The organism is Rhizobium sp. L51/94 (assembly GCF_019355555.1).
Lineage (GTDB): Bacteria > Pseudomonadota > Alphaproteobacteria > Rhizobiales > Rhizobiaceae > Rhizobium > Rhizobium rhododendri.
In genome coordinates this window covers 793,957-818,235 of the sequence record NZ_CP072142.1, presented here as the reverse complement: position 1 = coordinate 818,235, position 24,279 = coordinate 793,957, and the positions used below count along the sequence as shown (strand labels likewise).

18 protein-coding genes and 2 pseudogenes are annotated in these 24,279 nt (G+C 56.6%); 14 read left to right on the top strand and 6 right to left on the bottom strand.

The window, feature by feature from the left end; genetic code table 11:
- Positions 1–424: 424 nt before the first annotated feature.
- Positions 425–1,432 (bottom strand): LacI family DNA-binding transcriptional regulator, encoded by a 1,008-nt coding sequence (locus J5274_RS21735; RefSeq protein WP_142831744.1) that lies wholly within the window; start codon positions 1,430–1,432, stop codon positions 425–427.
- A gap of 186 nt (positions 1,433–1,618) precedes the next feature.
- Here J5274_RS21735 and J5274_RS21730 point away from each other — a divergent pair, with 186 nt between their 5' ends.
- The 9 genes and pseudogenes from J5274_RS21730 (at position 1,619) to J5274_RS28925 (ending at position 11,955) form a co-directional block, all read left to right on the top strand.
- The gene (locus J5274_RS21730; protein ID WP_219275018.1) at positions 1,619–2,647 is read left to right on the top strand and encodes an ABC transporter substrate-binding protein; all 1,029 of its coding nucleotides are present in this window, start codon (positions 1,619–1,621) and stop codon (positions 2,645–2,647) included.
- 70 nt (positions 2,648–2,717) lie between these two features.
- Positions 2,718–4,958, top strand: coding sequence for an iron ABC transporter permease (locus J5274_RS21725; RefSeq protein WP_219275016.1), 2,241 nt, complete (start codon positions 2,718–2,720; stop codon positions 4,956–4,958).
- Positions 4,955–6,019: an ABC transporter ATP-binding protein gene (locus tag J5274_RS21720; protein ID WP_142831719.1), complete on the top strand. Its 1,065-nt coding sequence runs from the start codon at positions 4,955–4,957 to the stop codon at positions 6,017–6,019. The genes J5274_RS21725 and J5274_RS21720 overlap by 4 nt, the downstream gene beginning before the upstream one ends.
- 49 nt (positions 6,020–6,068) lie before the next feature.
- Complete coding sequence (locus J5274_RS21715; protein WP_219275015.1) at positions 6,069–6,869, top strand: inositol monophosphatase family protein; 801 nt, start codon at positions 6,069–6,071, stop codon at positions 6,867–6,869.
- A gap of 532 nt (positions 6,870–7,401) precedes the next feature.
- Entirely contained in the window at positions 7,402–8,712 is a 1,311-nt protein-coding gene (gene ugpB / locus J5274_RS21710; protein WP_219275013.1) for a sn-glycerol-3-phosphate ABC transporter substrate-binding protein UgpB, read from the top strand.
- 63 nt (positions 8,713–8,775) lie between these two features.
- Positions 8,776–9,658: pseudogene (gene ugpA / locus J5274_RS21705) on the top strand (sn-glycerol-3-phosphate ABC transporter permease UgpA).
- 9 nt (positions 9,659–9,667) lie between these two features.
- Positions 9,668–10,516, top strand: a complete 849-nt coding sequence (gene ugpE / locus J5274_RS21700) for a sn-glycerol-3-phosphate ABC transporter permease UgpE (protein ID WP_219275011.1) — start codon at positions 9,668–9,670, stop codon at positions 10,514–10,516.
- Positions 10,516–11,571 (top strand): sn-glycerol-3-phosphate import ATP-binding protein UgpC, encoded by a 1,056-nt coding sequence (locus J5274_RS21695; RefSeq protein ID WP_219275010.1) that lies wholly within the window; start codon positions 10,516–10,518, stop codon positions 11,569–11,571. Before ugpE ends, J5274_RS21695 begins: the two co-directional genes overlap by 1 nt.
- A gap of 96 nt (positions 11,572–11,667) precedes the next feature.
- Positions 11,668–11,955: a hypothetical protein gene (locus J5274_RS28925; protein WP_257625681.1), complete on the top strand. Its 288-nt coding sequence runs from the start codon at positions 11,668–11,670 to the stop codon at positions 11,953–11,955.
- A 248-nt stretch (positions 11,956–12,203) separates the two neighbouring features.
- Here the strand turns inward: J5274_RS28925 and J5274_RS28920 are convergent, their stop codons facing one another.
- Both J5274_RS28920 and J5274_RS21685 read right to left on the bottom strand, forming a co-directional pair.
- Positions 12,204–12,458, bottom strand: a complete 255-nt coding sequence (locus J5274_RS28920; RefSeq protein ID WP_257625738.1) for a plasmid stabilization protein — start codon at positions 12,456–12,458, stop codon at positions 12,204–12,206.
- Between the two features lie 317 nt (positions 12,459–12,775).
- A complete protein-coding gene (locus J5274_RS21685) occupies positions 12,776–13,573 on the bottom strand; it encodes a transporter substrate-binding domain-containing protein (protein WP_142831727.1) in 798 nt (265 codons plus the stop codon).
- Positions 13,574–13,745: 172 nt separating this feature from the next.
- On the opposite strand from J5274_RS21685, the gene J5274_RS21680 reads away from it, so the two are divergent.
- Entirely contained in the window at positions 13,746–16,043 is a 2,298-nt protein-coding gene (locus tag J5274_RS21680; RefSeq protein WP_219275008.1) for a bifunctional diguanylate cyclase/phosphodiesterase, read from the top strand.
- A 403-nt stretch (positions 16,044–16,446) separates the two neighbouring features.
- Here J5274_RS21680 and J5274_RS21675 read toward each other — a convergent pair whose 3' ends face one another.
- Complete coding sequence (locus J5274_RS21675; RefSeq protein WP_219275006.1) at positions 16,447–17,541, bottom strand: GSU2403 family nucleotidyltransferase fold protein; 1,095 nt, start codon at positions 17,539–17,541, stop codon at positions 16,447–16,449.
- A 151-nt stretch (positions 17,542–17,692) separates the two neighbouring features.
- On the opposite strand from J5274_RS21675, the pseudogene J5274_RS21670 reads away from it, so the two are divergent.
- Positions 17,693–18,239, top strand: a pseudogene (locus J5274_RS21670) (ABC transporter ATP-binding protein); the annotation flags it as partial.
- A gap of 228 nt (positions 18,240–18,467) precedes the next feature.
- Here the strand turns inward: J5274_RS21670 and J5274_RS21665 are convergent.
- Positions 18,468–19,370 (bottom strand): LysR family transcriptional regulator, encoded by a 903-nt coding sequence (locus J5274_RS21665; protein ID WP_219275004.1) that lies wholly within the window; start codon positions 19,368–19,370, stop codon positions 18,468–18,470.
- Positions 19,371–19,502: 132 nt separating this feature from the next.
- Here J5274_RS21665 and J5274_RS21660 point away from each other — a divergent pair, with 132 nt between their 5' ends.
- The 3 genes from J5274_RS21660 (at position 19,503) to J5274_RS21650 (ending at position 23,728) form a co-directional block, all read left to right on the top strand.
- Positions 19,503–20,690, top strand: coding sequence for an HlyD family secretion protein (locus J5274_RS21660; protein WP_219275002.1), 1,188 nt, complete (start codon positions 19,503–19,505; stop codon positions 20,688–20,690).
- Positions 20,691–21,011: 321 nt separating this feature from the next.
- Positions 21,012–22,631, top strand: coding sequence for an MDR family MFS transporter (locus tag J5274_RS21655; RefSeq protein ID WP_219259030.1), 1,620 nt, complete (start codon positions 21,012–21,014; stop codon positions 22,629–22,631).
- Positions 22,632–22,792: 161 nt separating this feature from the next.
- Positions 22,793–23,728 (top strand): NADP-dependent oxidoreductase, encoded by a 936-nt coding sequence (locus J5274_RS21650; protein ID WP_219275000.1) that lies wholly within the window; start codon positions 22,793–22,795, stop codon positions 23,726–23,728.
- A gap of 132 nt (positions 23,729–23,860) precedes the next feature.
- On the opposite strand, the gene J5274_RS21645 is transcribed toward J5274_RS21650, so the two are convergent.
- Positions 23,861–24,226: a response regulator gene (locus tag J5274_RS21645; RefSeq protein ID WP_219274998.1), complete on the bottom strand. Its 366-nt coding sequence runs from the start codon at positions 24,224–24,226 to the stop codon at positions 23,861–23,863.
- Positions 24,227–24,279: the final 53 nt, after the last annotated feature.

The window sequence follows — 24,279 nt, the reverse complement described above, 5'->3', positions numbered from 1 at the left end:
TTGCTAGCTTGGGCGCGTGCTCAGACGGTCCCTGGATATGATGGTAAGGTGGTGCCCGGCCAGCCGAGCCGTGACGTGCGTTTCCAAACCCGTGGGCTCGTGCGAACGCTTCATCCGCTTGCGCAAGCCTCTCATTAGAACCGCAACCCAGGACGGCTCAGCGGTACTTGGTGTTGATGAGTGTCACAAGAGCAATGAGACCGAAAGGAAATGCCATTCTAGCCCTCTTCTGAGAAACCCAACCAGGCAAAACCGGAAGGCTTTCCCGATCGGCTTTCTGTTAGCCGACTATGGTTTCCAACCTTCCTCGATAAAGCAAGCGCCATTGTCACAAAACGTCATATATCCCAATTTCTCTCGTTTAGACAGATAGTTGACCGCGATCGACATTTTGCAAGCCCAGTCTTGAGGGGCGACTGAACGACTACCCCGCTCGGACGGATCCTCTCCACACGAATTCGGCATGCAGTCGTTTTGATGTCTGATCGGGGTCGCCTGACGGCTCCGCCGACAGCCATTGGACGGCCTCGCTTGCAATTGCCATCACTGGCTGCGCGAAGGTGGTCAGCTCGTAGGAAGACCATGACGCTTGTTCGATATCGTCGAAGCCAACAATGCTGAGGCTCTCAGGAACCGAAATCGAAAACTGATGACGGGCAGCATCCATAAACCCGCACGCCAACAGGTCAGTCGCGCAAAACACGGCGTCAGGGCGCTCGCTTTTGGTAAGCAGTCGTTGTGCCAGCACCTTCCCGGATTCATATCCGGTGAGACCGTAACGCTCGACGGTGACATCCAGTCCCTGCGCCTTCGCTGCGGCAACGAAACCCGTCTCACGCGCCATCAGACTTGGCGTGCCCGCGTCGGAATTGGCAAATGCAAGCCGTCGGCATCCCGCCCGCACGAATGCGGTTACGACCCTTTGCGCCGCTTCGGTATCATCTAGATTGATCCGCAAGGGGCCCGGCTGGTCGTCGTCGCGATTGATCAGCACAAGCCTTTGGCCGCTGCGCAAACAGAGCTGGGCGATCGACTTGTCGGGTAGACCGGACATGATGATCGATGCATCGGCTCGATATCGGATGGCCTGTTGCAGGGCGCGATCAACGCTGCCGTCCGATCGATCCGTATTGACAAGCATGGCGACCTTGCCTGCCAACTGGAGCTGCTGCGTCAGCTCCCGCAAAAGCGCCGACCGATAGGGTGTGGCGACATCAGAAACGATGAGGCAAACAATCCCACTTTCGTTGCGCATCAGGCCACGGGCAAGATGATTGACATGATAGCCAAGTTCTTCGGCAGCCTGGACCACCTTTTGACGCGTCGATGCCGACACGGACGCGCCAGGTGTAAACGCCCTCGACACGGCCGAGCGCGACACCCCTGCCCGCTTGGCGACCTCGTCCGCACTGACGAAGAGTTTTTGAGACACGCACCTAGCTCCCTGTGTTTTGCACAGATTCATGCACCTTTTTGCAAAGCCGTGCAAGAAGCGTGCTGTCGACTTTAATGGTATTTTTATGACAAACATGTTGACAGGCTTAGTATTCGCAGGCAGCATTTGCACACGCTTGCAAACAGCGAACGGCGTGGAGGCGTCGTATTAACGGAGGAAACTATGCGATCCATCAAATTGGCCGCGGCATTGCTTGCCACGGGTGTGTCCCTTTGCGCCTATTCGGCCCATGCGGCAGGCGACCTCAACATGATCTGCTCGGCGGACCCCGAGGTTTGCGACGTTATGAAGAGCCTGTTCGAGAAGCAGTCGGACATCAAGGTGAACATGGTTCGCCTCTCCGCAGGCGAGACCTACGCGAAAATCCGCGCCGAAGCCCGCAATCCGAAGACCGACATCTGGTGGGCGGGGACAGGCGATCCGCATCTTCAGGCCGCCGCCGAAGGTTTGACGCAGGAATACAAATCACCATTGTTCGATCAACTTCAGGATTGGGCCAAAAAGCAGGCCGAAACCTCCAAGTTCCGTACGGTCGGCGTCTACGCCGGCGCACTTGGCTGGGGCTACAATACGGAGCTCTTGAAGAAGAAAGGCTTTAAGGAACCGAAATGTTGGGCTGATCTTCTCGACCCCTCCTACAAGGGTGAAATCCAGATCGCCAATCCAAACTCGTCGGGGACATCGTACAACAGCCTTGCCACGGTCGTGCAAATCATGGGTGAGGATAAGGCCTTCGAGTATCTCACCAAGCTGAACGCAAACATTTCCCAGTACACGAAATCCGGCTCTGCGCCCGTCAAGTCCGCCGCGCGCGGTGAAGCGACGATCGGAATCGTATTCATGCACGATGCTGTAGCCCAGACGGTCGAGGGCTTCCCAATCAAGACAGTCGCGCCCTGCGAGGGCACGGGTTACGAAATCGGCTCGATGTCGATCGTAAAGGGCGCGAGGAACCTGGAAAATGCCGAGAAATGGTATGACTGGGCTCTGTCGGCAGAAGCGCAATCGCACATGAAGGACGGCAAGTCCTATCAGCTTCCGTCCAACAAGTTTGCCGAGGTGCCGAAGGAAGCGCCGAAGTTCGACGACATCAAGCTCATTGATTACGACTTCGCCAAATATGGCGATCCGACTGTCCGCAAGGCCTTGCTCTCCCGCTGGAACAAGGAGATCGGCGCCAAGGCTAACTGAGCCCCAGTGCCGTTGGCTGCCGAACTGATCTTTGGCAGCCTTCACAAAACTTGAGCGGAGATAAATAGACATGACACAAGCCAGTCGCAGGCAGGATGTCGCATTCATTGTCGGACTTTTGGCCATGATCGTGTTGCCCTGGTACGGGATCGAGGGCGGCTTCTACAGTTTTGGTTGGCTCTCCAGCTATCCGAATGATCTGGCAATAGCCCCTGCGGCTCTGGAAATATTTGAGTTCGGGCGTTGGTGGCTGCTGGTTGCGGCTGTTCCGCTTCTGGTGGCGGGCGCATCGCGCTTCATCGGCGCGCCTGAGCGTCAAGGGCTCGTCCTTGCCTGGGCGGGTGCAATCGGCGTCGCCTATCTGATATTCCAAGGCCTTGCGATCAACTTCTCCGGCTGGAGCTGGTCCGTCAGCGAAACTCTGTTTGGCCCCATGTCGGACGGGCAGCCCTCGATGGGCGCCGGCGCCATTGTCACAGCAATCGTGTTTGTCCTGCTTTTTTCGTTCGGCCTTGCGAAACGCGGTGTGATGAAGGGCGATGCGTTTGTCATAGGCTCGATCACCATGTTGATCTTCCTTGTGGCCATCTTTGTATTCTACCCGGTCGGCAGCATGTTCGTCGGGGCCTTCCAGTCTATCGACGGCTCATTCGACGCGACCGGCTTCATCTCCAATATCCAGGATCCTTCGGTCTGGAGCCTGAGTTGCCTTGTCGGTGGCGACAGTTGCGGCGTCGCATGGCGGACGCTTTGCCTCGCGATCCTGACTGCGACGGGAGCAACCCTGCTTGGGCTCTGTTTTGCCCTTGTTGCCACCCGCACCCGATTTCCTTTCAAAAAGGGTCTGCGGCTGCTGACTATCCTACCGATCATCACGCCGCCCTTCGTCATCGGTCTGGCGCTGATTCTGCTGTTCGGACGCTCCGGTGTCGTCACTGAATGGGTGGGCAGCTTGACCGGTGCGGAACCCAGCCGTTGGCTCTATGGCCTAACAGGGATCTGGATTGCTCAGGTGCTATCCTTTACCCCGATTTCGTTTCTGGTGCTGATTGGTGTCGTCGAAGGTGTAAGTCCTTCGATGGAAGAGGCCTCGCAAACATTGCGCGCCAATCGCTGGCGGACATTCTGGCGGGTGTCGCTGCCGCTGATGACGCCGGGTCTGGCAAATGCATTCCTGATCGGATTCATCGAAAGCATGGCGGATTTCGGCAATCCAATGGTGCTAGGCGGGAGCCACGGCGTGCTGTCCACGGAAATCTTCTTCGCTGTGGTCGGCTCGCAGAACGATCCGTCAAGAGCAGCCGTGCTTGCGATGATCCTTCTGGTGTTCACGATGACAGCCTTCATCACGCAGCGCTTCTGGCTTTCCGGCAAGAGCTTTGCCACCGTGACCGGCAAGGGTGATTCGGGTGCGCACATTGCCCTGCCGAAAGGCCTGTCGATCGCCGTCCACGCCATGGTTATTCCGTGGATTGCATTCACGCTCGTCGTTTACGGTATGATCCTGTTCGGTGGCTTCGTGAAAACATGGGGGCTGGATAGCAGCCTGACCATCGAACACTACATCAAAGCGTTCTCCATCGGCTTGCGCAACGACGGGGGGCTGGAATGGTCCGGGGTTGCCTGGAACTCATTCTGGACGACGATGGAAATCGCTCTGATCTCCGCACCCTTGACGGCCGCTGTCGGCCTGCTGACCGCCTATATCATTGTTCGCCAGCGGTTCGTCGGCCGGAACATCTTCGAGTTCGCACTGATGATGAGCTTCGCTATTCCGGGCACCGTCATCGGCATCAGCTACATCATGGCATTCAATCTGCCGCCACTGGAAATGACAGGCACCGCGCTGATCCTTGTTGCCTGCTTCGTCTTCCGCAACATGCCGGTCGGCGTCCGAGGCGGCGTTGCCGCCATGAGCCAGCTCGACAAGAGCCTCGATGAGGCATCCCTGACGCTGGGCGCCACCAGCTTCCGGACGATCCGAAAGGTTATCCTTCCCCTCCTTCGCCCTGCCATCACGGCGGCACTCGTCTATTCCTTCGTGCGCGCCATCACATCGATCAGCGCTGTCATCTTTCTCGTCAGCGCCCAGTACAACATGTCCACCGCTTTCATTGTCGGCTTGGTCGAAAATGGCGAATACGGCGTCGCCATCGCCTACTCCTCGGCGCTGATCGTCGTGATGATCGCCGTCATCACAGGCTTCCAGTTCATCGTCGGTGAACGCCGTCTGCGACGCGAGAACCGCGTTACGATCGCCGCCCCCGTCGTAATCGCACCCACGCCGATCGGTCAGGAGAATCCAACATGAGCATGATCAAACCCGGTTCCGTGGTTTTCCAGAGTGTCAGGAAGATCTTTGGCGCCTTCACCGCCATTCCGGATCTGTCGTTGACCATTGCGCCTGGGACGCTGGTGACGCTCCTCGGCCCCTCTGGCTGCGGCAAGACGACGACATTGCGGATGCTCGCGGGTCTCGAGCATCCGTCCTCTGGCCGCATCCTGATTGCCGGCAAGGATGTGACGATGCTGCCCGCCAACGAGCGCGATGTCTCCATGGTTTTCCAGAGCTACGCCCTGTTTCCCCATATGACTTCGCTCGACAATGTCGCCTATGGTCTGGAGTCTTCCGGGTTGAAGAGGAAGGAAGCGCGTGAGCGGGCCGAAGAGGGCTTGAAGTTGGTCGGGCTTGGCGGCATGGGCAAGCGGCTGCCAGCCGAACTCTCCGGCGGCCAGCAGCAGCGTGTCGCTGTCGCCCGCGCTCTCGTTCTGGAGCCACAGGTTCTGCTCCTCGACGAGCCGCTCTCCAATCTCGATGCGCGACTGCGCAGACGGGTGCGGACGGAAATTCGCGAGTTGCAGCAACGTCTAGGCTTTACGGCCGTCTATGTTACCCACGACCAGGATGAGGCGCTGGCCGTGTCTGATCAGATTATCGTCATGAAGGATGGCGAGATCGCCCAGCAAGGCGCACCGCGCGATCTCTACGAAACACCTGCCTCGGCCTTCATTGCCGACTTCATGGGGGAGGCGAATGTCGTTCCCTGTGATGTGATCGCAATCGAGCCTGGCCACGCGGTGATCAACGTCGAGGGTCTGCAGCACCGGATGCCAACCTTGAAGGCCGCAAAGGGCCCAGCCCAGCTCGCCGTTAGGCCGAACGCCATAACGCTTTCGCCGGGTGCCTCGCCCGGCAGCTTCAGCGGCCACATCATACATGCAGCATATCTGGGAGATCACGTCGAATATGAGGTCAAGACGCGGTCGTCGACGCTGTTCGTTATCGACAGTGCGGTCGAAAAGCCTCTTCCGTCTTCGACCGAGGTGACAATCGGCTTTCGGGAGCGGGGCATCGCCATCATCGGCGCATGAAGCATGCCGCCGTTTCAATTCCGTGCAGTATCCCACAAGGAAAATCGCAATGACCTCCCAAACCGTCTCCGGCCTTGAAGGGCGCTTCACTCTAGCCCAGACCGTTGCCCTTGAAGCTGGAAAGCTCGCGTTCGACTATTTCAACCGTCGCGAAACGCTTGTGATCGAAACGAAGCGCGACCTTCAGGACGTCGTATCGATCGCCGATCGTGAGGTCGAAGAGCTAATCCGTTCCCGTTTCGGCGAGGCATACGGCGCGGATGGCGTGTTGGGAGAGGAATACGGCCTTCAGGCTGGAACCTCTGGTTATACCTGGGTCGTCGATCCTATCGATGGGACGAGCCCGTTCGTCAACGGCATGCCAAACTGGTGCGTTTCCATCGCCCTTCTTCATGACTGTATCCCTGTCGTCGGGGTAATTTACGCTCCCTGCTTCGACGAAGTGTACGCGGGCTGCCTCGGGAGAGGTGCGACACTAAATGGCAAGTCACTCTCGCTCGACGCAAGCCGCACTATACAGAATGCGGTGACAGGGTTTGGTGCCAACAGCCACGTGACCCCCGCCTCCGTGGGCAAGATTGTCGAAGGCATCCTCGAAGCGGGGGGTAATTTCATCCGCAACGGCTCCGGCGCGCTGATGCTCGCCTACGTCGCGGCAGGTCGCCTCGTCGGTTACTATGAGCCCTACATGCACGCCTGGGATTGCCTGGCGGGCTATTGCCTCGTGAAGGAAGCCGGCGGCTGGTACCACCCCTTTCCGACAGAAGGCGAGCGTCTGACCAGGGGCTACCAGGTCCTTGCCGCAGCCCCGGGCGCGATTGATGATCTCAAAAAGATTGCTGGCTTGTAAATCAGGACTAGGTTGATTGGAACATGATGTACAGGAGATACCGATGATCTTGCAATCGCGACCTCCACAAGTCAGAAGCGAACTGCTCGTCTGTCTGACGAAGACAGGTCTTTTGCAGGAGCAACTGATGCGCCTCGCCGATTGCGCGCTCGGGCATCCAGACAGGAGGGCATTCGGGTCATACAAGACCGTCGCCTTATCTGCAGGTGTCCCTACCAGTGCGGTATCGCGCCTGGCAGTCGGGCTTGGCTTGTCCTCGTTTCACGAGTTGCGGGACAATTTCCGCAATGAACTGAGAGGTATCCCGCAATCCAGGCATGTCGGCGCAAGTGTCCGGGATTGGCCAAGAACGATAGCTGGCTTATAAATATCTCCCTCCATCTGGACGGAGAACCACGCTGCTCTAAATCCCGTGAACGCCTTTGCATCCAGAGCGGAAGCACTGGGATTTTGGAGAGCGTACGGCAGTTGCAATGGTGATCTGGGAGGGTCGCCGTTGCATGTGATTGAAGATGAAGGACAGGGAGGAAACATGACCAATCGTTTCATTATAACATGCTCCATCGCGGCAATGGCTTCGATAGCAGGCGCCCCGCACACGTTTGCAGCGACAGAGCTTCAATGGTGGCATGCTATGTCGGGCGCCAACAACGAAGTGGTCGACAATCTCGCCAAAGAATTCAACGAGAGCCAAAAGGATTTCAAGGTGGTCCCTGTCTTCAAGGGCACCTATCCGGAAACGTTGAACGCAGGTATCGCAGCATTCCGCGCCAAGCAATCGCCGGCAATCCTGCAGGTCTTCGATGCGGGTAGCGGCGTCATGATGGGAGCCGAAGGAGCGATCATGCCGGCGGCCGACGTTCTGAAGAAGGCAGGCTACGAGTTCAACAAGGCAGACTACCTGCCGGGGATCGTCTCCTATTACTCGAAGCCGGACGGTACCATGCTGTCCTTCCCGTACAATTCCTCCTCGCCAATCCTCTACTACAACAAGGACATCTTCAAGAAAGCCGGCCTGGATGCGGCGATCCCGCCAAAGACATGGGCACAGGTGTTCGACGCTGCAAAGAAGATCAAGTCGAGTGGCGCCGCAAATTGCGGGCTGACCTCGACCTGGCTCACCTGGATTCAGACGGAAAATTATGCAGCCTGGAACAACGTGCCCTATAGCACGAATGAAAATGGTCTTGGCGGCACGGACGTCAAGCTGGAGTTCAACTCGGCACCGTTTGTCCAACATTTCCAGGCAATCGCCGATTTGGCGAAGGATGGAACGTTCCGTTATGGCGGCCGCACATCAGAGGCCAAGCAACTCTTTACATCTGGCGAATGCGGGATCCTGACGGAGTCTTCTGGCGGCCTTGGTGATATCGTCAAGGCCGGCATTGCCTATGGCATTGGCCAGCTTCCCTATGACGAGGGAGATGGTCGTCCGCAAAACACCATTCCCGGCGGTGCGAGCCTCTGGGTCCTCACCGGCAAGACCGATCAGGAATACAAAGGCATCGGTGAGTTTTTCCACTTCCTGTCGCAGACCAAGATCCAGGCCCGTCTGCACCAGGTCTCCGGCTACCTGCCGGTGACGATGGCCGCCTATGCGGAAACGAAGAAGTCCGGCTTCTACCAGAAGAACCCCGGCATGGAGACGCCGATCCTGCAGATGATGGGCAAACCGCCGACGGCAAACTCCAAGGGTGTCCGCCTCGTCAATCTGCCACAGGTCCGCGACATCATGAATGAGGAATTCGAGGCGATGCTTGCCGGCAAGCAGGACGCAAAGACGGCCCTCGACAAGGCCGTGGAACGAGGCAACGCAGCGATCGCACAGGCGAACGGTAACTGAATGCAGGAAGCCATGGTCCGCGCGCCCTGTTCGCGGACCGCCCTCCCCTTCGAGGAGATCGCCGTGCAAAACGTCGTCTTTCCAAACAAGATCCTGCCCTACCTCCTGGTTGCGCCGCAGATCATCCTGACGGTGGTGTTCTTCTTCTGGCCGGCCAGCCAGGCACTCTACCAGTCACTCCAGCGTGAAGATCCGTTCGGCATGAAGAGTGGATTCGTCGGTCTGGCGAACTTTTGGCAGGTCCTCGGCGATCCGAGCTACCTCCATTCGCTACAGGTGACAGTCGTCTTCAGCGTGGCGACTGCGGCACTCTCCATGATCGCAGCCATTGCATTGGCGACAGCAGCCGACAAGGTGGTGCGAGGCAAGACCCTCTACCGGACACTGCTGATCTGGCCCTATGCCGTGGCGCCAGCCGTCGCCGGCATGCTCTGGCTTTTCATGTTCAATCCCGCCATTGGGTACGTTCGCATACCTGCTTCGTCGCAATGGGTTTGCCTGGGATCCGTTGCTAAAAGGCGACCAGGCGATTTCGCTTGTCGTCGTTGCCGCGGCCTGGAAACAAATCAGCTACAACTTCCTGTTCTTTGTCGCGGGCTTGCAGGCCATTCCCAAATCCTTGCTTGAGGCCGCGGCCATCGACGGCTCTCGTGGCGCCCGACGCTTCTGGACTATCGTGTTCCCGTTGCTGGCCCCGACGACCTTCTTCCTGCTGGTCGTCAACACTGTCTACGCGTTCTTCGACACCTTCGGCATCATCGATTCCGTCACTAAGGGTGGCCCGGCCAAGGCGACCGAGACCTTGGTCTATAAGGTCTACAATGATGGCTTCGTAAATCTCAACCTGGGCTCATCCGCTGCCCAATCGGTAATCCTGATGGCAATCGTAATCGGGCTGACAGCTTTCCAGTTCCGCTTCGTCGAACGGCGGGTGCACTATGCGTGAGATTCGCTCATGATCGAAAAACGTCCCATCGCCAATCTTGTCGGGCACCTGATGCTGATCCTTGGCATTATCATTGTCGCCTTTCCGATCTATTACACCTTCGTCGCATCAACGATGACATCTGCGGAAATCTTGAAACCTCCGATATCGCTGCTGCCCGGCAGTCACTTCCTGGAGAACTATGGCGACGCTCTTTCGGGCGGCGTCGAGAAAGTGGTTGGCGTCAGCCTGGAGCGAATGCTCTGGAACACTATCCTCGTCTCGGTCGTGATTGCCGCAGGTAAGATCGTCATCTCATTCCTGTCAGCCTACGCCATCGTGTTCTTTCGCTTCCCGCTTCGCATGGTGTTTTTCTGGATGATCTTCATCACGTTGATGTTGCCGGTCGAGGTCCGCATCCTGCCGACCTACAAAGTGGTCGTCGATCTCGGAATGATCGATAGCTATGCCGGCCTTACCTTGCCGTTGATGGCGTCGGCCACTGCGACCTTCCTGTTTCGTCAGTTCTTCCTCACGATCCCCGGCGAACTGCTCGAGGCCGCGCGGATCGACAATGCCGGGCCGTTCCGCTTCATGCGGGATATTCTGCTTCCGCTATCGAGCACCAACATCGCAGCCCTCTTCGTCATCCTGTTCATCTATGGCTGGACGCAGTATCTCTGGCCGCTCCTGGTCACAAACGACGCCCAGATGACCACGATCATCATCGGACTGCGAAAGATGGTCGATTTCACCGACGCATCGACACCGTGGAACCTCGTCATGGTGACAGCGATTCTGGCAATCATTCCCCCCATACTCGTCGTGGTGCTGATGCAGCGCTGGTTCGTCAAAGGGCTCGTGGAGACTGAGAAGTAATGGCTGCAATCACCCTCAAGAATGTCCGCAAGACCTATGGCAAGACTATCGAGGCCATCTCCGGCGTTTCGCTGGAGATCGGGGACGGCGAATTCGTTGTTCTGGTCGGCCCGTCGGGCTGCGGGAAATCGACGCTGCTGCGAATGATTGCCGGCCTGGAGAGCGTATCCTCAGGCGAGATCTCTATCGGCGGCCGTGTCGTCAACGAACTCGAGCCCTCCGAGCGCGACATCGCCATGGTCTTCCAGAACTACGCGCTCTATCCGCATATGACGGTGCGCCAGAACCTCGCCTATGGGTTGAAGAACCGCAATATGCCCAAGGCCGAAATCGATAGCCGCATCCAAAAGGCCGCATCATCGCTGGAGATTGAGACTTTTCTCGAAAGAAAGCCGCGGCAACTATCCGGCGGCCAGCGTCAACGTGTTGCCATGGGCCGGGCAATCGTGAGAGAGCCGGCAGCCTTCCTGTTCGACGAACCGCTATCGAACCTGGATGCAAAGCTGCGCGTCCAGATGCGTGTCGAGATTAAGAGCCTGCAGTTCTCGCTAAAAACGACGAGTGTCTATGTCACGCATGACCAGATGGAGGCGATGACGTTGGCAGATCGGCTGGTCGTGCTCAACGCCGGCCGGATCGAGCAGGTGGGTTCGCCCATCGAGCTTTACGAGAAGCCTGCCACGACCTTCGTTGCCACCTTTATAGGCTCTCCATCAATGAACCTCCTGAACTGCGTCCCGGAAAATCCGGACTTCCGTCTTGGAGATAGGCTCGCAGCCAAGCAGGTCACAACGATTGGCATAAGGCCGGAAGATTTCTTGGTGACCGATGCTGAAGGCCAACAAGCGTTTCGTGCGAAGGTTCGCGTCCTTGCGGTCGAGCTGGTCGGGGCGGAAAGCTACGTTCATGCAGTCTTGCCAGACCGTCAGGCAATCACGTTCCGTGTACCGGGACGTTCCGCCGTCAGGATCAACGATGAAGTCGTGATCGCGGCCCCGGAGACGGCCCTTCACTTCTTTGACCACCAGGGAAAGCGTTGCGAGACGTTATCCTGACGCAACCGCATTTGTGACAAGCGCGAACGAGACCTGCGTTGACATCGAAGATGTTGCCGCGAAAAAAATGGCAGGGTTCAACACAAGGAGGAATGCATGAGGAAAAGACAGATCCACCGCTACGCCGCAAGTACTGCGCTTCTGCTGTTCCCTGGAACTTTGGACGCACCGTTCGTATCGGCCGCCGATCTGGTCGCAACACAGGCCAACGACAATCTCAATGCGGTTCTGTGGGACCAGACGTCGGTCGAGTCGAAGGGCAACGCGCTTGGAGCCTATGCGCTCGGGCAGGTACGGCTGGATCAGGCACTGGCTGACAAAACGTGGACGGCGGTTACAATAGCCTTCCCATATACCCGAGCGCGCACCAGGAGTTCAAAATAGAGCTGTGAAGCCGCTAGATTGAATGCCAGTATGCGCTCTGAAAGTGCATCAGCACCTCTCCTTCAAGGCGATCTCGGAGAATGGATTGCCGCTTCCCTAAGGGCATCGCAGCAATCTGAAGCGTAGCTCAGCAATTGTTATCGCTGAGAGAAACAGTGTCTAAATAGCTTTGGCATCTAACCATGCGACCACCGCCAGATCGGGAACCGGCTTCCATGGCTCTGAAATGACGTTCGTATCCAACAAGATCATTCGAAAATCATCGGTTCAGCAGGTCCGTTATCGCGACTTTTCTGCAGTGCCTCAACATCGCCCTTAGCAAGCCCGGTATCACGACCAATCGCAGCTAGGAGAGAACCAAGTTTGAGGCGCTCAGAGGGACGTACGGCGGCCTCTATGATAGCACGTATCTTGGCTTCAGTGCTTCGGCCATGATGAGCCGCCCGCACCCGTAGGGCATGATGCGTTTCGTCAGACCGATTTCCGCTAGTGACAGCAGGCACTGACATCACCTTCTCAAAAACGATGGCGTTGATATCAACACTGTCAGAATGATGCCATCTTTCAAGTAGATTTTATGAGGGCGAAAATCCCTCTTGTCAAAGATTTACGTCTATAAGGGGCTCGTCTCGGTGACCAGCAAAGGGCCTGTGTGTCTGTGTATAGCGCAACACCATTTTATGGAATTCAGGTCCAGTTTCACGGGCTAACGGGCTAAATGTATGTTGTGACAGGCGAGCTACTATTTGTGGTCGTGTCTCCGTGTCAATGTCAACTTCGAAAATGCGTCGGCATCCTAGTAAGATTTCTTCAGGTAGCGTTAGCGTATGCTGAACGGGAAGTATTTGGCATTAATAGTATCGTACGTATCGTCCGCTTCGATTACCTCAATCGCAGAATTCAATTTTTTCAGCAGTTCCGTGTCGGAAGGGCGCACCGCAATCCCCGCGCCATCGCCAAAATACTCCGTATTCTTTATATCGGATCCTTTATACTCGCAGCAACTACCTGCTTTTGTGTTTGCCAGCCAATCGTAGATTGCCAGTTTATCCTCAATAATTATATCCACACTTCCATCGACAAGCGCTTTATAAAGGTCTGGCGATGCATGAAACTCAGTAGTAGACACACCCGCGTAAAACCGTCTCGCATAAGCTTCTTGTGAAGTGGCTGCCGTCACGCCTAGCCGGAGCTTCTTTAAGTCCTCCATGCCTGTACCCGCAATATTGCTCCCTTTTCTAACGATGAATACCGATGGGCTGTCATAGTACTTCTGGGTGAATGCAACGCTTTTTCGTCTTTCCGCGCTCATCGACATGGACGAGACAATTGCGTCAAAGCGATCCGCTAGCAAATCAGGGATCATGGTTGTCCATTCTTGCACAACAAACTCACACTTCAACTCCGCAACCTTGCAAAGCGCTTTTCCAATGTCGACATCGAAACCTTGAAGTTGATTGTTGGAATCGACATAGTTGAACGGCGGAAACGCCCCCTCAACGGCGATCCTGATGCTTTTGGAATCTGAAGTTTCTCCAGCGAGGCCAACGCCCGCGGCGAATAGACATCCGAGCGACGTCAGACACACAAATCCCAGTAAGATTTTTATAAAATTCATGTCTCACCAATGCTGATGCGCTCGGCAGTGTTGCCAAGACCTGACATCGCTTTGGTCATACATATCATGCAACTATTAAGGAGCTTTTTCGCCTGTATGCTAATTTCAGCATGACTTGAAAAGCAATTCGTAATCAATACAAGTCAATGTCCAGTCGACTGGGGGAAGTCGCGTGCTTGGCAATTCGATCCAAAATCTATTTACTTATAGAGTGACGCGGACATCATCTGGATCGATATTGATTCTGCTCGCTGTTAGCGCGCTCGGGATCCTTGCGCTAGTATTCTTGGCTGCCGTTTGGGCCGGTTCGGAAAGCGATGCTGCAGCCCTTGATCGTCAGCGGCAACTTGTTACCGGCCGTTTGAGTGATCAGGTGACGCGTGTCTCTCAAGAAATGCAACTGATAGGCGCTGGCTACGCTTCCTTTTTGATTGGCGATACGGTTTTAGCGAAGGGCGATACTGGTCTTCCAAGCGAAGGCCGTAAACCCGCATCTGCAGAAACCTTCGGAAGGATTGCTACGACAGCCTTTGGTTTCAATGCCGCTTTTCTAACTACCGCCAAGGGAGAGCTTGCCCTCACCTCGGACCCAGAAGCAACGCGCCGTTTCAAGTGGGTCAGGCCGCTGCTCCAACCGCTTGTCGTCGATCTGGAAAAACGGTTGGTGCAACATGATCCGCTAACTGCCTCTGGACGCGTTGGTTTGATGCGACTTGAGGGCCGCCCTTCTGTCGTGGGCGTGATCCCTGTAGTAAGTTCGACGACCGCCAGGGATGAAGAAGGAGAACACTTATATCTCTTGGTCGTTCGTTTCCTCGATGGCGTCACGCTCGACACCCTCAGTCGCGAACAAGGCTTGGCCGGCGCCCGGTACGCGCGTAGTGCGGATCAGGATTCCACTGAAGTTGCTTTTGAAATAGATGCGACGGCAACAGGTGAACCTATAGGCTTCATCATTTGGAAGCCCGACTTGCCAGGTTCAAGAGTTCTAGGACGCCTGATCCCTGTACTCTCCATTGCGGGATTGATTATCGCAGGTTCGTTTTTTGCATTGATGGGGCGCTTGCGCGGAAGCCTGAATGAGTTGAGTGCTAGCGAGCACCATGCAAAACATCTCTCGCTTCACGACGTGTTGACCGGACTTCCCAATCGAGCTTTGTTCACCTCTCGCTTTGAGGCGTGTCTTGCCTCGATGAAGGCCGATCGTAGCACCGCTGTTATCGCACTCATCGATTTGGACAGATTCAAACAAGTAAATGATACATACGGACATGCCACCGGTGACGAACTTCTGCTTGCGGTCGTCGCAAGGATTTCCAACCTGATAACTTCGAGTGACACCCTCGCCCGTGTTGGCGGAGACGAGTTTGCGTTGCTAATGCCTAAGCGTGGAGGAGATGCTGATCATCAGATCGTCTTTTGTGAAAAAATCATCAGGGCCTTGAGTGATCCCTTTCAGCTTCGCGGCGGCGACATCGTTGTTCGCGTAGGAGGCTCGATTGGCGTCACGACGTTCGATGATGACAGACAGACGCTCGATGAGTTCCTTCGCCGCGCAGACGTTGCGCTTTACCAGGCGAAGACGGCCGGTCGAGGCAGAGCTGTTGCCTATGATCATTCAATGGACAGCATAGTCGAGGCACGGGAGGCTCTCAAAAGGGATCTGCGTCTCGTCCTGGAAGGCAGTTCGTCTGCCTCCGTGGAAAGCGGCCGGCCAGACATCGATAAGGGCAATCTGGAGGTTTATTTTCAGGGAGTGTATCGTTCCGACCAAATTTGCGAGCTTTCAAGCGCCGAGGCGCTCGTCCGGTGGAACCACCCGACGCATGGGCTGCTAACGCCTGATAAATTTATTTCGATTGCTGAGGAAGCCGGTATTATCAATCAGCTCGGCGCATGGGTCTTGAGAGAGGCGGCTGAAGCTGCATCAAACTGGCCAACAGAGATATCCATCGCAGTCAACGTTTCGCCTTCGCAAATGCGGCATCCCGAATTTGATCGTCATGTGCTTGAAATACTCGCTGTGACAGGGTTATCTCCATCCCGGCTGGAACTAGAGTTGACAGAAGCAACACTGTTCAACATCAACGAGAACGCTTTGGCCGCGCTAACGCGGCTACGGGCTCACGGTGTTCGTATCGCCCTCGACGATTTCGGCACAGGGTTCTCGTCACTCAGCCACGTCATTCAATTTAACATCGACAGAATTAAAATCGATAGATCTTTTGTCAGGCTACTCGGCACGCGCGCCGAGGGTGCGGCTATCATATCCGCGATCGTCGGCCTGAGCCGTACATTGGGCAAGGAGACTACAGCGGAAGGTGTCGAAACTCAGGGTCAACGGGACTTCTTGATCGCAGTGGGCTGCACCGATTTGCAAGGTTTTTTGTTTTCTAGACCTGAGCCCTTGAGTGACTTTAGATCACGGATAATACATCCCATACAAAAGGTTGCTGCTCCCCTCGGCTGATGAGTGCCGATTCTGATGAAGCACGCCCCGTTGTTCCGAGATGCGCCCACAGGTCGCACGTCATATGGCGCTCCGGATGACTCAGCTGCTTCGGCAAACAAGGAAGGTGTCGACACCGAGGATTGCCTTGAGGAGAAACGCGCTTTCCATCAAGACGGTGGAGGCTGCACGGATCACCGATGCAAGCCGTCACACCATCAAAGATCACCTCAAAGCACTCGTGAATCAAGGGCACCTCGTCCTGCACGGTGCCGGCCGCGGCGCCTGGTACGGTCTTTCCTAATGGATGGGATGTCAGGCCTATCTGAATGTGTGCGCTTGAAAGGAACCGAACCCTCGGCACTATATTTTTCTTATTCACGTCGAATTAAGTCAACTGCTTGGCTTTCGAGTGGTGGATACCCTATTCTCCAAACGGAAGCTTGATTTCTTCCCTATTTTTCTTTGCGCCGTCGATCAGTACCGTTTCAAACCGCTCGGCATCTTGTTCTTGCAGCATGCCCGCCCCGGACCGAATTCCTTCTTGCCAAGCAGAGCCGCGCTTCCACGCTTCATTGTACACAAGCGCCAGGTCGGCGGATCGCCTTGTCTGCTGCAGGGCTTCGAGAAGCAGCGCAGCTTGGCGAACTTCTTTTTCCCGCTTCGCCGGCCCCTGCCCATCGGTGTGCCGGCGGCTAGCGACGATGAGCTTGTGGATCGCGTAGCGGCATGGATCGGGGACGACAACTGGCACACCGCTTCGGTGGAGCAGCATTGTCCTGAGAGGTTCCCTGATGAGGAAGTCGAGAAAGCGTAGTGGGTCCGCGCTGGCGCCGCCCAAGGCGGGCATCTTCGCCGGCAGGTCGATGTAGTCATCCGAAGCACGGTTCGATGTCAAGAATTCAACCCGGTAGCCGTTGGCATTTTGAAACGCCGACGATGCCGCAAATCCTGATCGATGGGGAACCGGTCGGAAGCTGGCGTCGACGCCCCGCAGCAGCTCAAGGACAGGCGGCAGGCTGTCCTCCACCTCCGGGCTGATGGCATAATGCTGTGCAATGTCCGCATCGCCGGTCAGGATCGATGCCATGGGAAGGCGGACGCCCAGTAGTCCTGAGTAGCATTGAAAGGCCACCGTACCAATGAGAACACCGCGGAGCCGGAAGAGACCGCCGTCTGCCAGAGCCTCGACAATGTCACCTGACATGGCGTCGGGAGCGATCATTCCACCTTCGCGGGTCAGCGTATTGACCATGCGCCTGCGAGCACGCAGATCGTCCTTGTCCCGCTTGTGTTCGCCTACACGCCGTGCGACATCCGGGTCGTCTGCAGGGCCGACGTAGCGACGTTTCGTGCCGCCATGCCCATCAGGTATGTCGAAGTACCAATACCTCCGCCCCTTAACGTTCGCGGGAGTGAACCGACCTTCCGATGGAAAGTCGGCTGTCCACGCGGCATCGAGCGAGCGCTGGCCTAATTCGGCGAGGATTGTCTGGTACATGAGGTCGATGGACTTCATAGGCTCGACTCCACGGTTATACTGTTTTTCAAAAAAAGTATAACCGACGTGCCGGCAGGGTACAACGTGAAATGGTCGCCTATCGCCAGCACCGAGACCCGCAGCCCGCCGAACCCAAAACCTCAAACCTCAAACGACATCGCAGACAAGCGGGACCATCCGTCTTAACGATCCGGATGTGGGCGCCGTCAGGCCGCGTGACCGCGATCTTGCAATGGTCTTCCAGTCCTATACGCTTTATCCGCATCTAACCGTGGAACAGAACATCGAAGTGCCTTTGACCATGCGCCGCCTGAACTCCATCGAACGCCTGCCGTCTCTCGGGCGTCCTCTATCCGGGAGCGGCTGAACGATTGCGCGACATCGATAGCGAGGTGGCGCGGGGTGCATCCCTGTCGATCGAGGTATTGAAGCAGCCAAGCCGGCGGCGCTCTCGGGCGGTCAACGGCAAAGGGTGGCGCTGGCGCGTGCCATGATGCGAAACCCGAGCGCCTTTCTAATGGACGAACCGCTCTCCAATCTGGATGCCAAAATGCGCGTCCAGGCACGCAGCGAAATTGCACAGCTCCACCGCGCGCTGGGCGCGACCTTTATCTATCTCACCCATGACCAGGCCGAGGCCATGATGATGTCCGAACCGTATTGCGGTGATGATGGACGGGGAATTGCTGCAGGTCGGCACGCCTGACAAGATCTACTACAGGTGGTTCGATCCGCAGCAAGGTTGATAGTGCACCCGTCTGCATCTACAAGACGGGTGAAAATTTCTTTGAGTTGCCTGGCTCGAAGCACAGCATCAGCAAGAAGGCGCGCAAGAAAGTCCTAGCCAGCCTGCTTGCAGTCTTCATCGTAGGTTCCGATCACAACAACCTGACGGAGCCGGATGACTGATAGCCCCCCTGCAATGAAGGGCCGGAACTCCCTCGTCAAGTCATCCACTTTCGATGCTCTGCGAAACGATCCGCAAGCAGATCGATGAACAGGCGAACCTTAGTCGGGAGATGGCTGCGGTTAGGGTAGACCGCGTTGATGGTGAACTCGACCGCATTCACGTCAGGCATTATCCGGACAAGCCGCCCCGAAGCTAGATCGTCGAAGACAACAAAACTGGGTGCCAGAAACACGCCCCGCCCTGTCGCCGCAAGGTGTCGGAGCGTTTCGGCGCTGTTCGATACCACGTTTCCTGAAATCTTGACGATCTGGTGACCTCCGTCGGGCCCTTCGAAACGCCATTCCTCTCCGTAAGGGTAATAGGCATAACGAAGACAATTGTGTGCCGTTAAATCGGCCGGACTTTCAGGCTTCGCATGCGTCTCCAGATAGGACGGCGAACAGGTGAGAATGTGACGCCAGGGCGTTAGCTTCCTGACAACGAGGCTTGAGTCCGGCGGCGGTATGGTTCTTATCATCAGGTCGTAGCCGTCTTCGACCATGTCGATCGCCTGTTCACCGATCTTCAAGTCAAGTGAAATCGACGGATAGAGCTCCATGAATTCGCTGACGACGGGCAGAAGAAATCGCACAATCGCTGTGCTGGTATGGACTTTCAGCGTGCCGCGGGGTGTTGTGTTCAAGGCGCCGGCGGCGCGATCGGCGTCGTCGAGGTCTCCCAGTATTTGGGTCGATCGTTCGTAGTAGAACTTGCCGGTCTCCGTGAGGCTGACCTTGCGGGTGGTGCGGTTTAACAACCGCACGCCGAGGCGCTCTTCAAGTGATTGCACATGGTTGCCCACCATCGTCACCGACATGTTGAGCTTGCGCGCAGCCGCCGAGAATCCCCCGCAATCGACCACACGACCGAACACGATAAGGCTTGTTAGCCTGTCCATTCATACCCCCGATTATCCGCTGAGAGTGGATGATCCTTCCCGATATCGACAGATTATCACAAGGCATATTGCGGGGCATTCTCATTCTCATCGAACAAGCCGGCCCAATGGCCGAAAATGAGGAGAAGGACAATGGTCGAAATACCCCGCGCAGCGGCTTTTGAAGCAGCCAACCAGACGAGCATCGCGAAGGTTCAGGATGCACCATCGGACAGCGAAAGCAACAGTGCTCCTGTCCAACCTGCACAGGTCCCGGCAAAGCCAGGAAATGGTCGCAAGATCGCCAAGCGCGGCCTCATCCTGGCTGCTCTCCTTGCCGGCGTCGCCTTCGGGGCGGATTTCGGATACCATTACTGGACAGTTGGACGCTTCATCGAGTCCACCGACGACGCCTACGTCAAGGCCGACTACACGACCATCGCTCCGAAGGTTGCCGGCTATATTGCCACCGTTTCCGTCAACGACAATGATATGGTTAAGGCCGGCCAGGTTCTGGCACGGATCGACGATCGCGACTTTCAGATGGCGCTGGCCCAAGCAAGAGCGGACGTCACGGCAGCCGATGCCGCCATCTCCAACCTCGACGCCCAGATAGAACTGCAGCAATCCGTCATTGGCCAGGCGAAGGCCACGATCGACTCGTCTCAGGCTTCGCTAGACTTCGCACGCTCTGAGGCCGCGAGATCCGCGCGGCTGATCAGCAACGGCGCCGGCACCCAGTCCCGTGCCGAACAAAGCCAGTCGCTGAGCCAGCAGGCAATCGCCGCACTGGAACGTGATCAGGCGGCGCTCGTCGCCGCTGAGAAGAAAATCCCGGTGCTGCAGACCCAGCGTAAACAGGCAGTCGCGCAGCGCGATCGCTCTGCCGCCGCCGCGCAACAAGCGAAACTCAATCTCTCTTATACGACGATAACAGCGCCGGTCGACGGCATCGTCGGTGCGCGGTCCCTGCGTGTCGGCCAATATGTGACCTCAGGCACCCAGCTGATGGCGGTCGTGCCGACCCATTCCGCCTATGTCGTTGCCAACTTCAAGGAAACGCAGCTGACGAATGTCCGCGCCGGACAGCCGGTCGTCATCAAGATCGATAGCTTTCCCGACCTGACAATCAGGGGTCACGTCGACAGCGTCTCGCCCGCGAGCGGTCTCGAATTCTCGCTGCTGCCGCCGGACAACGCGACCGGCAACTTCACCAAAATCGTCCAGCGTATCCCGGTCAAGATCGTCTTTGACGATAACAGTCTGGCTGGTCTGCTTCGCTCGGGAATGTCGGTGGAGCCGGACATCGACACCAAGCTGACCGTTCTGGGCGGCAAATGAGCGCCGGAGCGACATCGAATGGAGTTGAAACCATGCTTGACATCGTTTCCTTGAAGCCCATCGTCGGCGAAAGACCTCCCGTCGGTCAGCGTCGTCGCCTTCGGAACCGCGCAAGCCGGCGGCTTCTTGCCGTCGCAATGTCAGGTCATCCACCGCATGCTTCCAGCACTGCGCAATGCCTGGGAACTCCAGGCCCTTCGGCTGGAGGATCTCAGCCTGATCGGCGATTGACCCGTCTGGCTTGATGATCCTTCCAATCTTTCCGCAATTATCGCGAGCGCCATCCTGTGAGACTGTCTCGGCATCAGAAGGAGAACGGCAATGGCAACGCTTCAGATCGCAGTGAACAACAATTCAGCTTCGGGGCCCTCGGCAACGGCCGCCCCGCCTACCCATGCGATGAGCCCACTGCGCATGTGGAGCGCCGTCATCGGCTCGACCCTCGGTGCATTCATGGCCGTCCTCAACATCCAGATTGTCAACGCATCGCTCGCCGACATCCAGGGCGCGATCGGTGCGGGTTCGGATGACGGCGGCTGGATTTCCACCTCCTACCTCATCGCCGAAATCGTGGTGATCCCGCTTAGCGCCTGGCTCGCCCGTGTGTTCTCGGTACGCGTTTATCTCTTGACGAATGCCGTCATCTTCCTGCTGTTTTCGGTCGCCTGCGCCTTTGCCGCCGACCTTCAGCAGATGATCATCCTGCGCGCCATTCAGGGCTTTTCGGGCGGCGTGCTTATCCCGATGGCTTTCACGATCATCATCACGCTTCTGCCCAAAGCCAAGCAACCGATCGGCCTCGCGCTTTTCGCCCTGTCCGCAACCTTCGCCCCGGCCATCGGACCAACGATTGGCGGATACCTTACTGAGAACTGGGGTTGGCAATACATATTTTATGTCAATCTGGTACCAGGTGTACTGATGCTAGGCATGCTCTGGGCTTCCCTCGATCGGGCACCGATGAACCTATCCCTGCTTGCCAAGGGCGACTGGCCGGGTATCATCACTATGTCCGTCGGCCTTGCCGCCCTGCAGACCGTACTTGAAGAAGGCAATAAGGAAGACTGGTTCGGTTCCGACTTCATCCGTCGCCTGTCGATCATCGCGGCCGTTTCACTGATACTGTTCCTCTATATCGAGCTGAAGTCCGCCCATCCCCTACTGAACCTGCGCCTTCTCGTTCGTCGCAACTTCGGCTTCGGCATTGTTTCCAACTTCATGCTCGGCGTTGCTCTCTACGGCTCGGTCTTCGTCCTGCCGATCTATTTGACCCGGATACAAGGTTATAATGCAGAGCAGATCGGTATGGTTCTCGCCTGGACCGGCCTCCCACAGCTGCTTCTCATTCCGCTCGTGCCACGACTGATGAAACTGGTCGATATCCGGCTGCTCATTATTGTCGGCTTCGCCCTCTTCGCAGTATCTAACTTCATGAACATCCACATGACTGGTGACTATGCCACCGACCAGCTGTTCTGGCCGAACATCGTACGCGCCGTCGGTCAGGCTCTCGTCTTCACACCGCTGTCCGCAATCGCTACATCGGGGATAGAGCAGGAAAACGCAGGCTCGGCCTCAGCTCTCTTCAACATGATGCGCAATCTTGGCGGCGCCGTCGGCATCGCAGTCCTGCAGACCTTTCTCACCAAGCGTGAGCAGTTCCACTCAAACATTCTCACGAGTTCTGTCTCGGTATTCCAAGATGCGACCCGGGACCGCGTGGCAAAATTGACGGCCTACTTCATGAGCCATGGCGTCAGCGACCAAGCACTTGCCACACACAAGGCCGTGGTCGGGATCGCTCTGAAATTACGTAAACAGGCTAATATCCTTGCCTTCAGCGATACTTTCTACCTGCTCGGGGTAGCCCTTGTGATCGCACTGCTTGCATCACTCCTTTTGAAGAAGCCTGGTCAGGTGTCCGGTGGAGGCGCGCACTAACGCGTCACTGCAACCACTTCGATTTTGTCCCAATCAGTCCATCCCAGACCCGATGACAAAAGATCCACTCCATCGGTCCCGCTAAAAATGCAGCCAACTGAAGTTGCTGGAACCAACTCAAACCCACCTTGAAAAACAGGAGAACTGAAATGAGCAACACAATGAAAGCCTACCGCGTCCATGAGTTTGGCGGCCCGGAAGTCATCCGCGCGGAGCAGATAGAGCGTCCCGCTCCTGAAGCGGACGAAGTGCTGGTGAAGGTGCACGCCGCAGGTGTCGGTCCTTGGGACGGGTGGATCCGCTCTGGGCACAGTGCGCTTCCACAGCCCCTGCCCCTGACACTCGGATCGGATATCTGTGGCGTCGTCGAAGCCGTCGGGGAAAACGTTCGCTCCTTCAAAGCAGGCGACGCTGTCTACGGCGTCACGAACCCCCGCTTCATCGGCGCTTACGCCGACTATGCCATCGCCAGCGCTACCATGATCGCTCTCAAGCCGAAGACAATCGACGACATCGAAGCTGCTTCGATTCCGGTGATCGCCGTCACGGCCAAACAGGCTCTGTTCGATCAGGCCGGTTTGAAGCAAGGAAACAGTGTCCTCATCCACGGTGCTGCCGGCAACGTCGGCGCCTACGCGGTCCAACTCGCGCACAAAGCGGGCATCAGGGTCATCGCAACAGGAAGTGCCGGGGACGTCGATGAAATCAAAAGTCTGGGAGCCGACCAGGTCATCGACCATCGTGCCAGTCGGTTCGAAGAGCAGGTATTCGAGGTGGATGCCGTCATCGACCTCGTCGGAGGTGAGACCCAGACCCGATCTTTCGCTGTCCTGAAAAAAGGCGGGAAGCTTGTATCTGCAGTGTCCAAGCCCGATCAGGAGCTTGCATCAAAACACGGTGTCACCGCAGCGTTCTTCCTGGTCGCAGTATCGACAGCCGAATTGAATGAGATCGCCGCAATGGTCGATGAAGGATTTCTAAAAACCAACGTCGGCGACGTGCTGCCACTATCAGACGCGATTGCTGCGCATGAGATGTTGGAGGGAACAAGAGCTCGAAACAAAGGGAAGATCATCCTTAATGTCTTGAGCGACTAAGGCAGTCAGTAAATAGCTTAGCAAAGGGAACGCTTTATCAACTCCAGTGGCGACTCAACTGGTCGCCGCTGTTCTATGTACACGCTGTGTGACTTGCGAATTTCCGCGATGGTTTTAGGTGATCTATGGAACTTAGGCTGCCATTAGTTGATGAATTGATTCAACGACATCAGCTGTGTGATACGGCTTTGCTAGGAATAGCCCTTCGACCGGCAACGTGCCTGGCTCAATGGCGTGATAGCGAGACGTCACGATGATCTTTATCGGCGGCCAACCGTCGCTGATTGCGGCAGCCAGCTTCAACCCATCGATGCTACCAGGCATCTCGATATCGGTGAACACCACTTGAATGTTCGTGTTTAAGATCAGGCAATCGATAGCCGTGTCGGCATTTTGGGCGTCAAAGACCTCAAATCCCGCGTCTTCCAGCGCGCTCACAAGCGCCATCCTGATGATAGCCTCGTCTTCCACCACAAGAACCACAATACGATCTTCCATTTTATTGCTTTCCCATTCATGTCCGGCCACCTCAAGCAGAGCGGCTGTGAGTT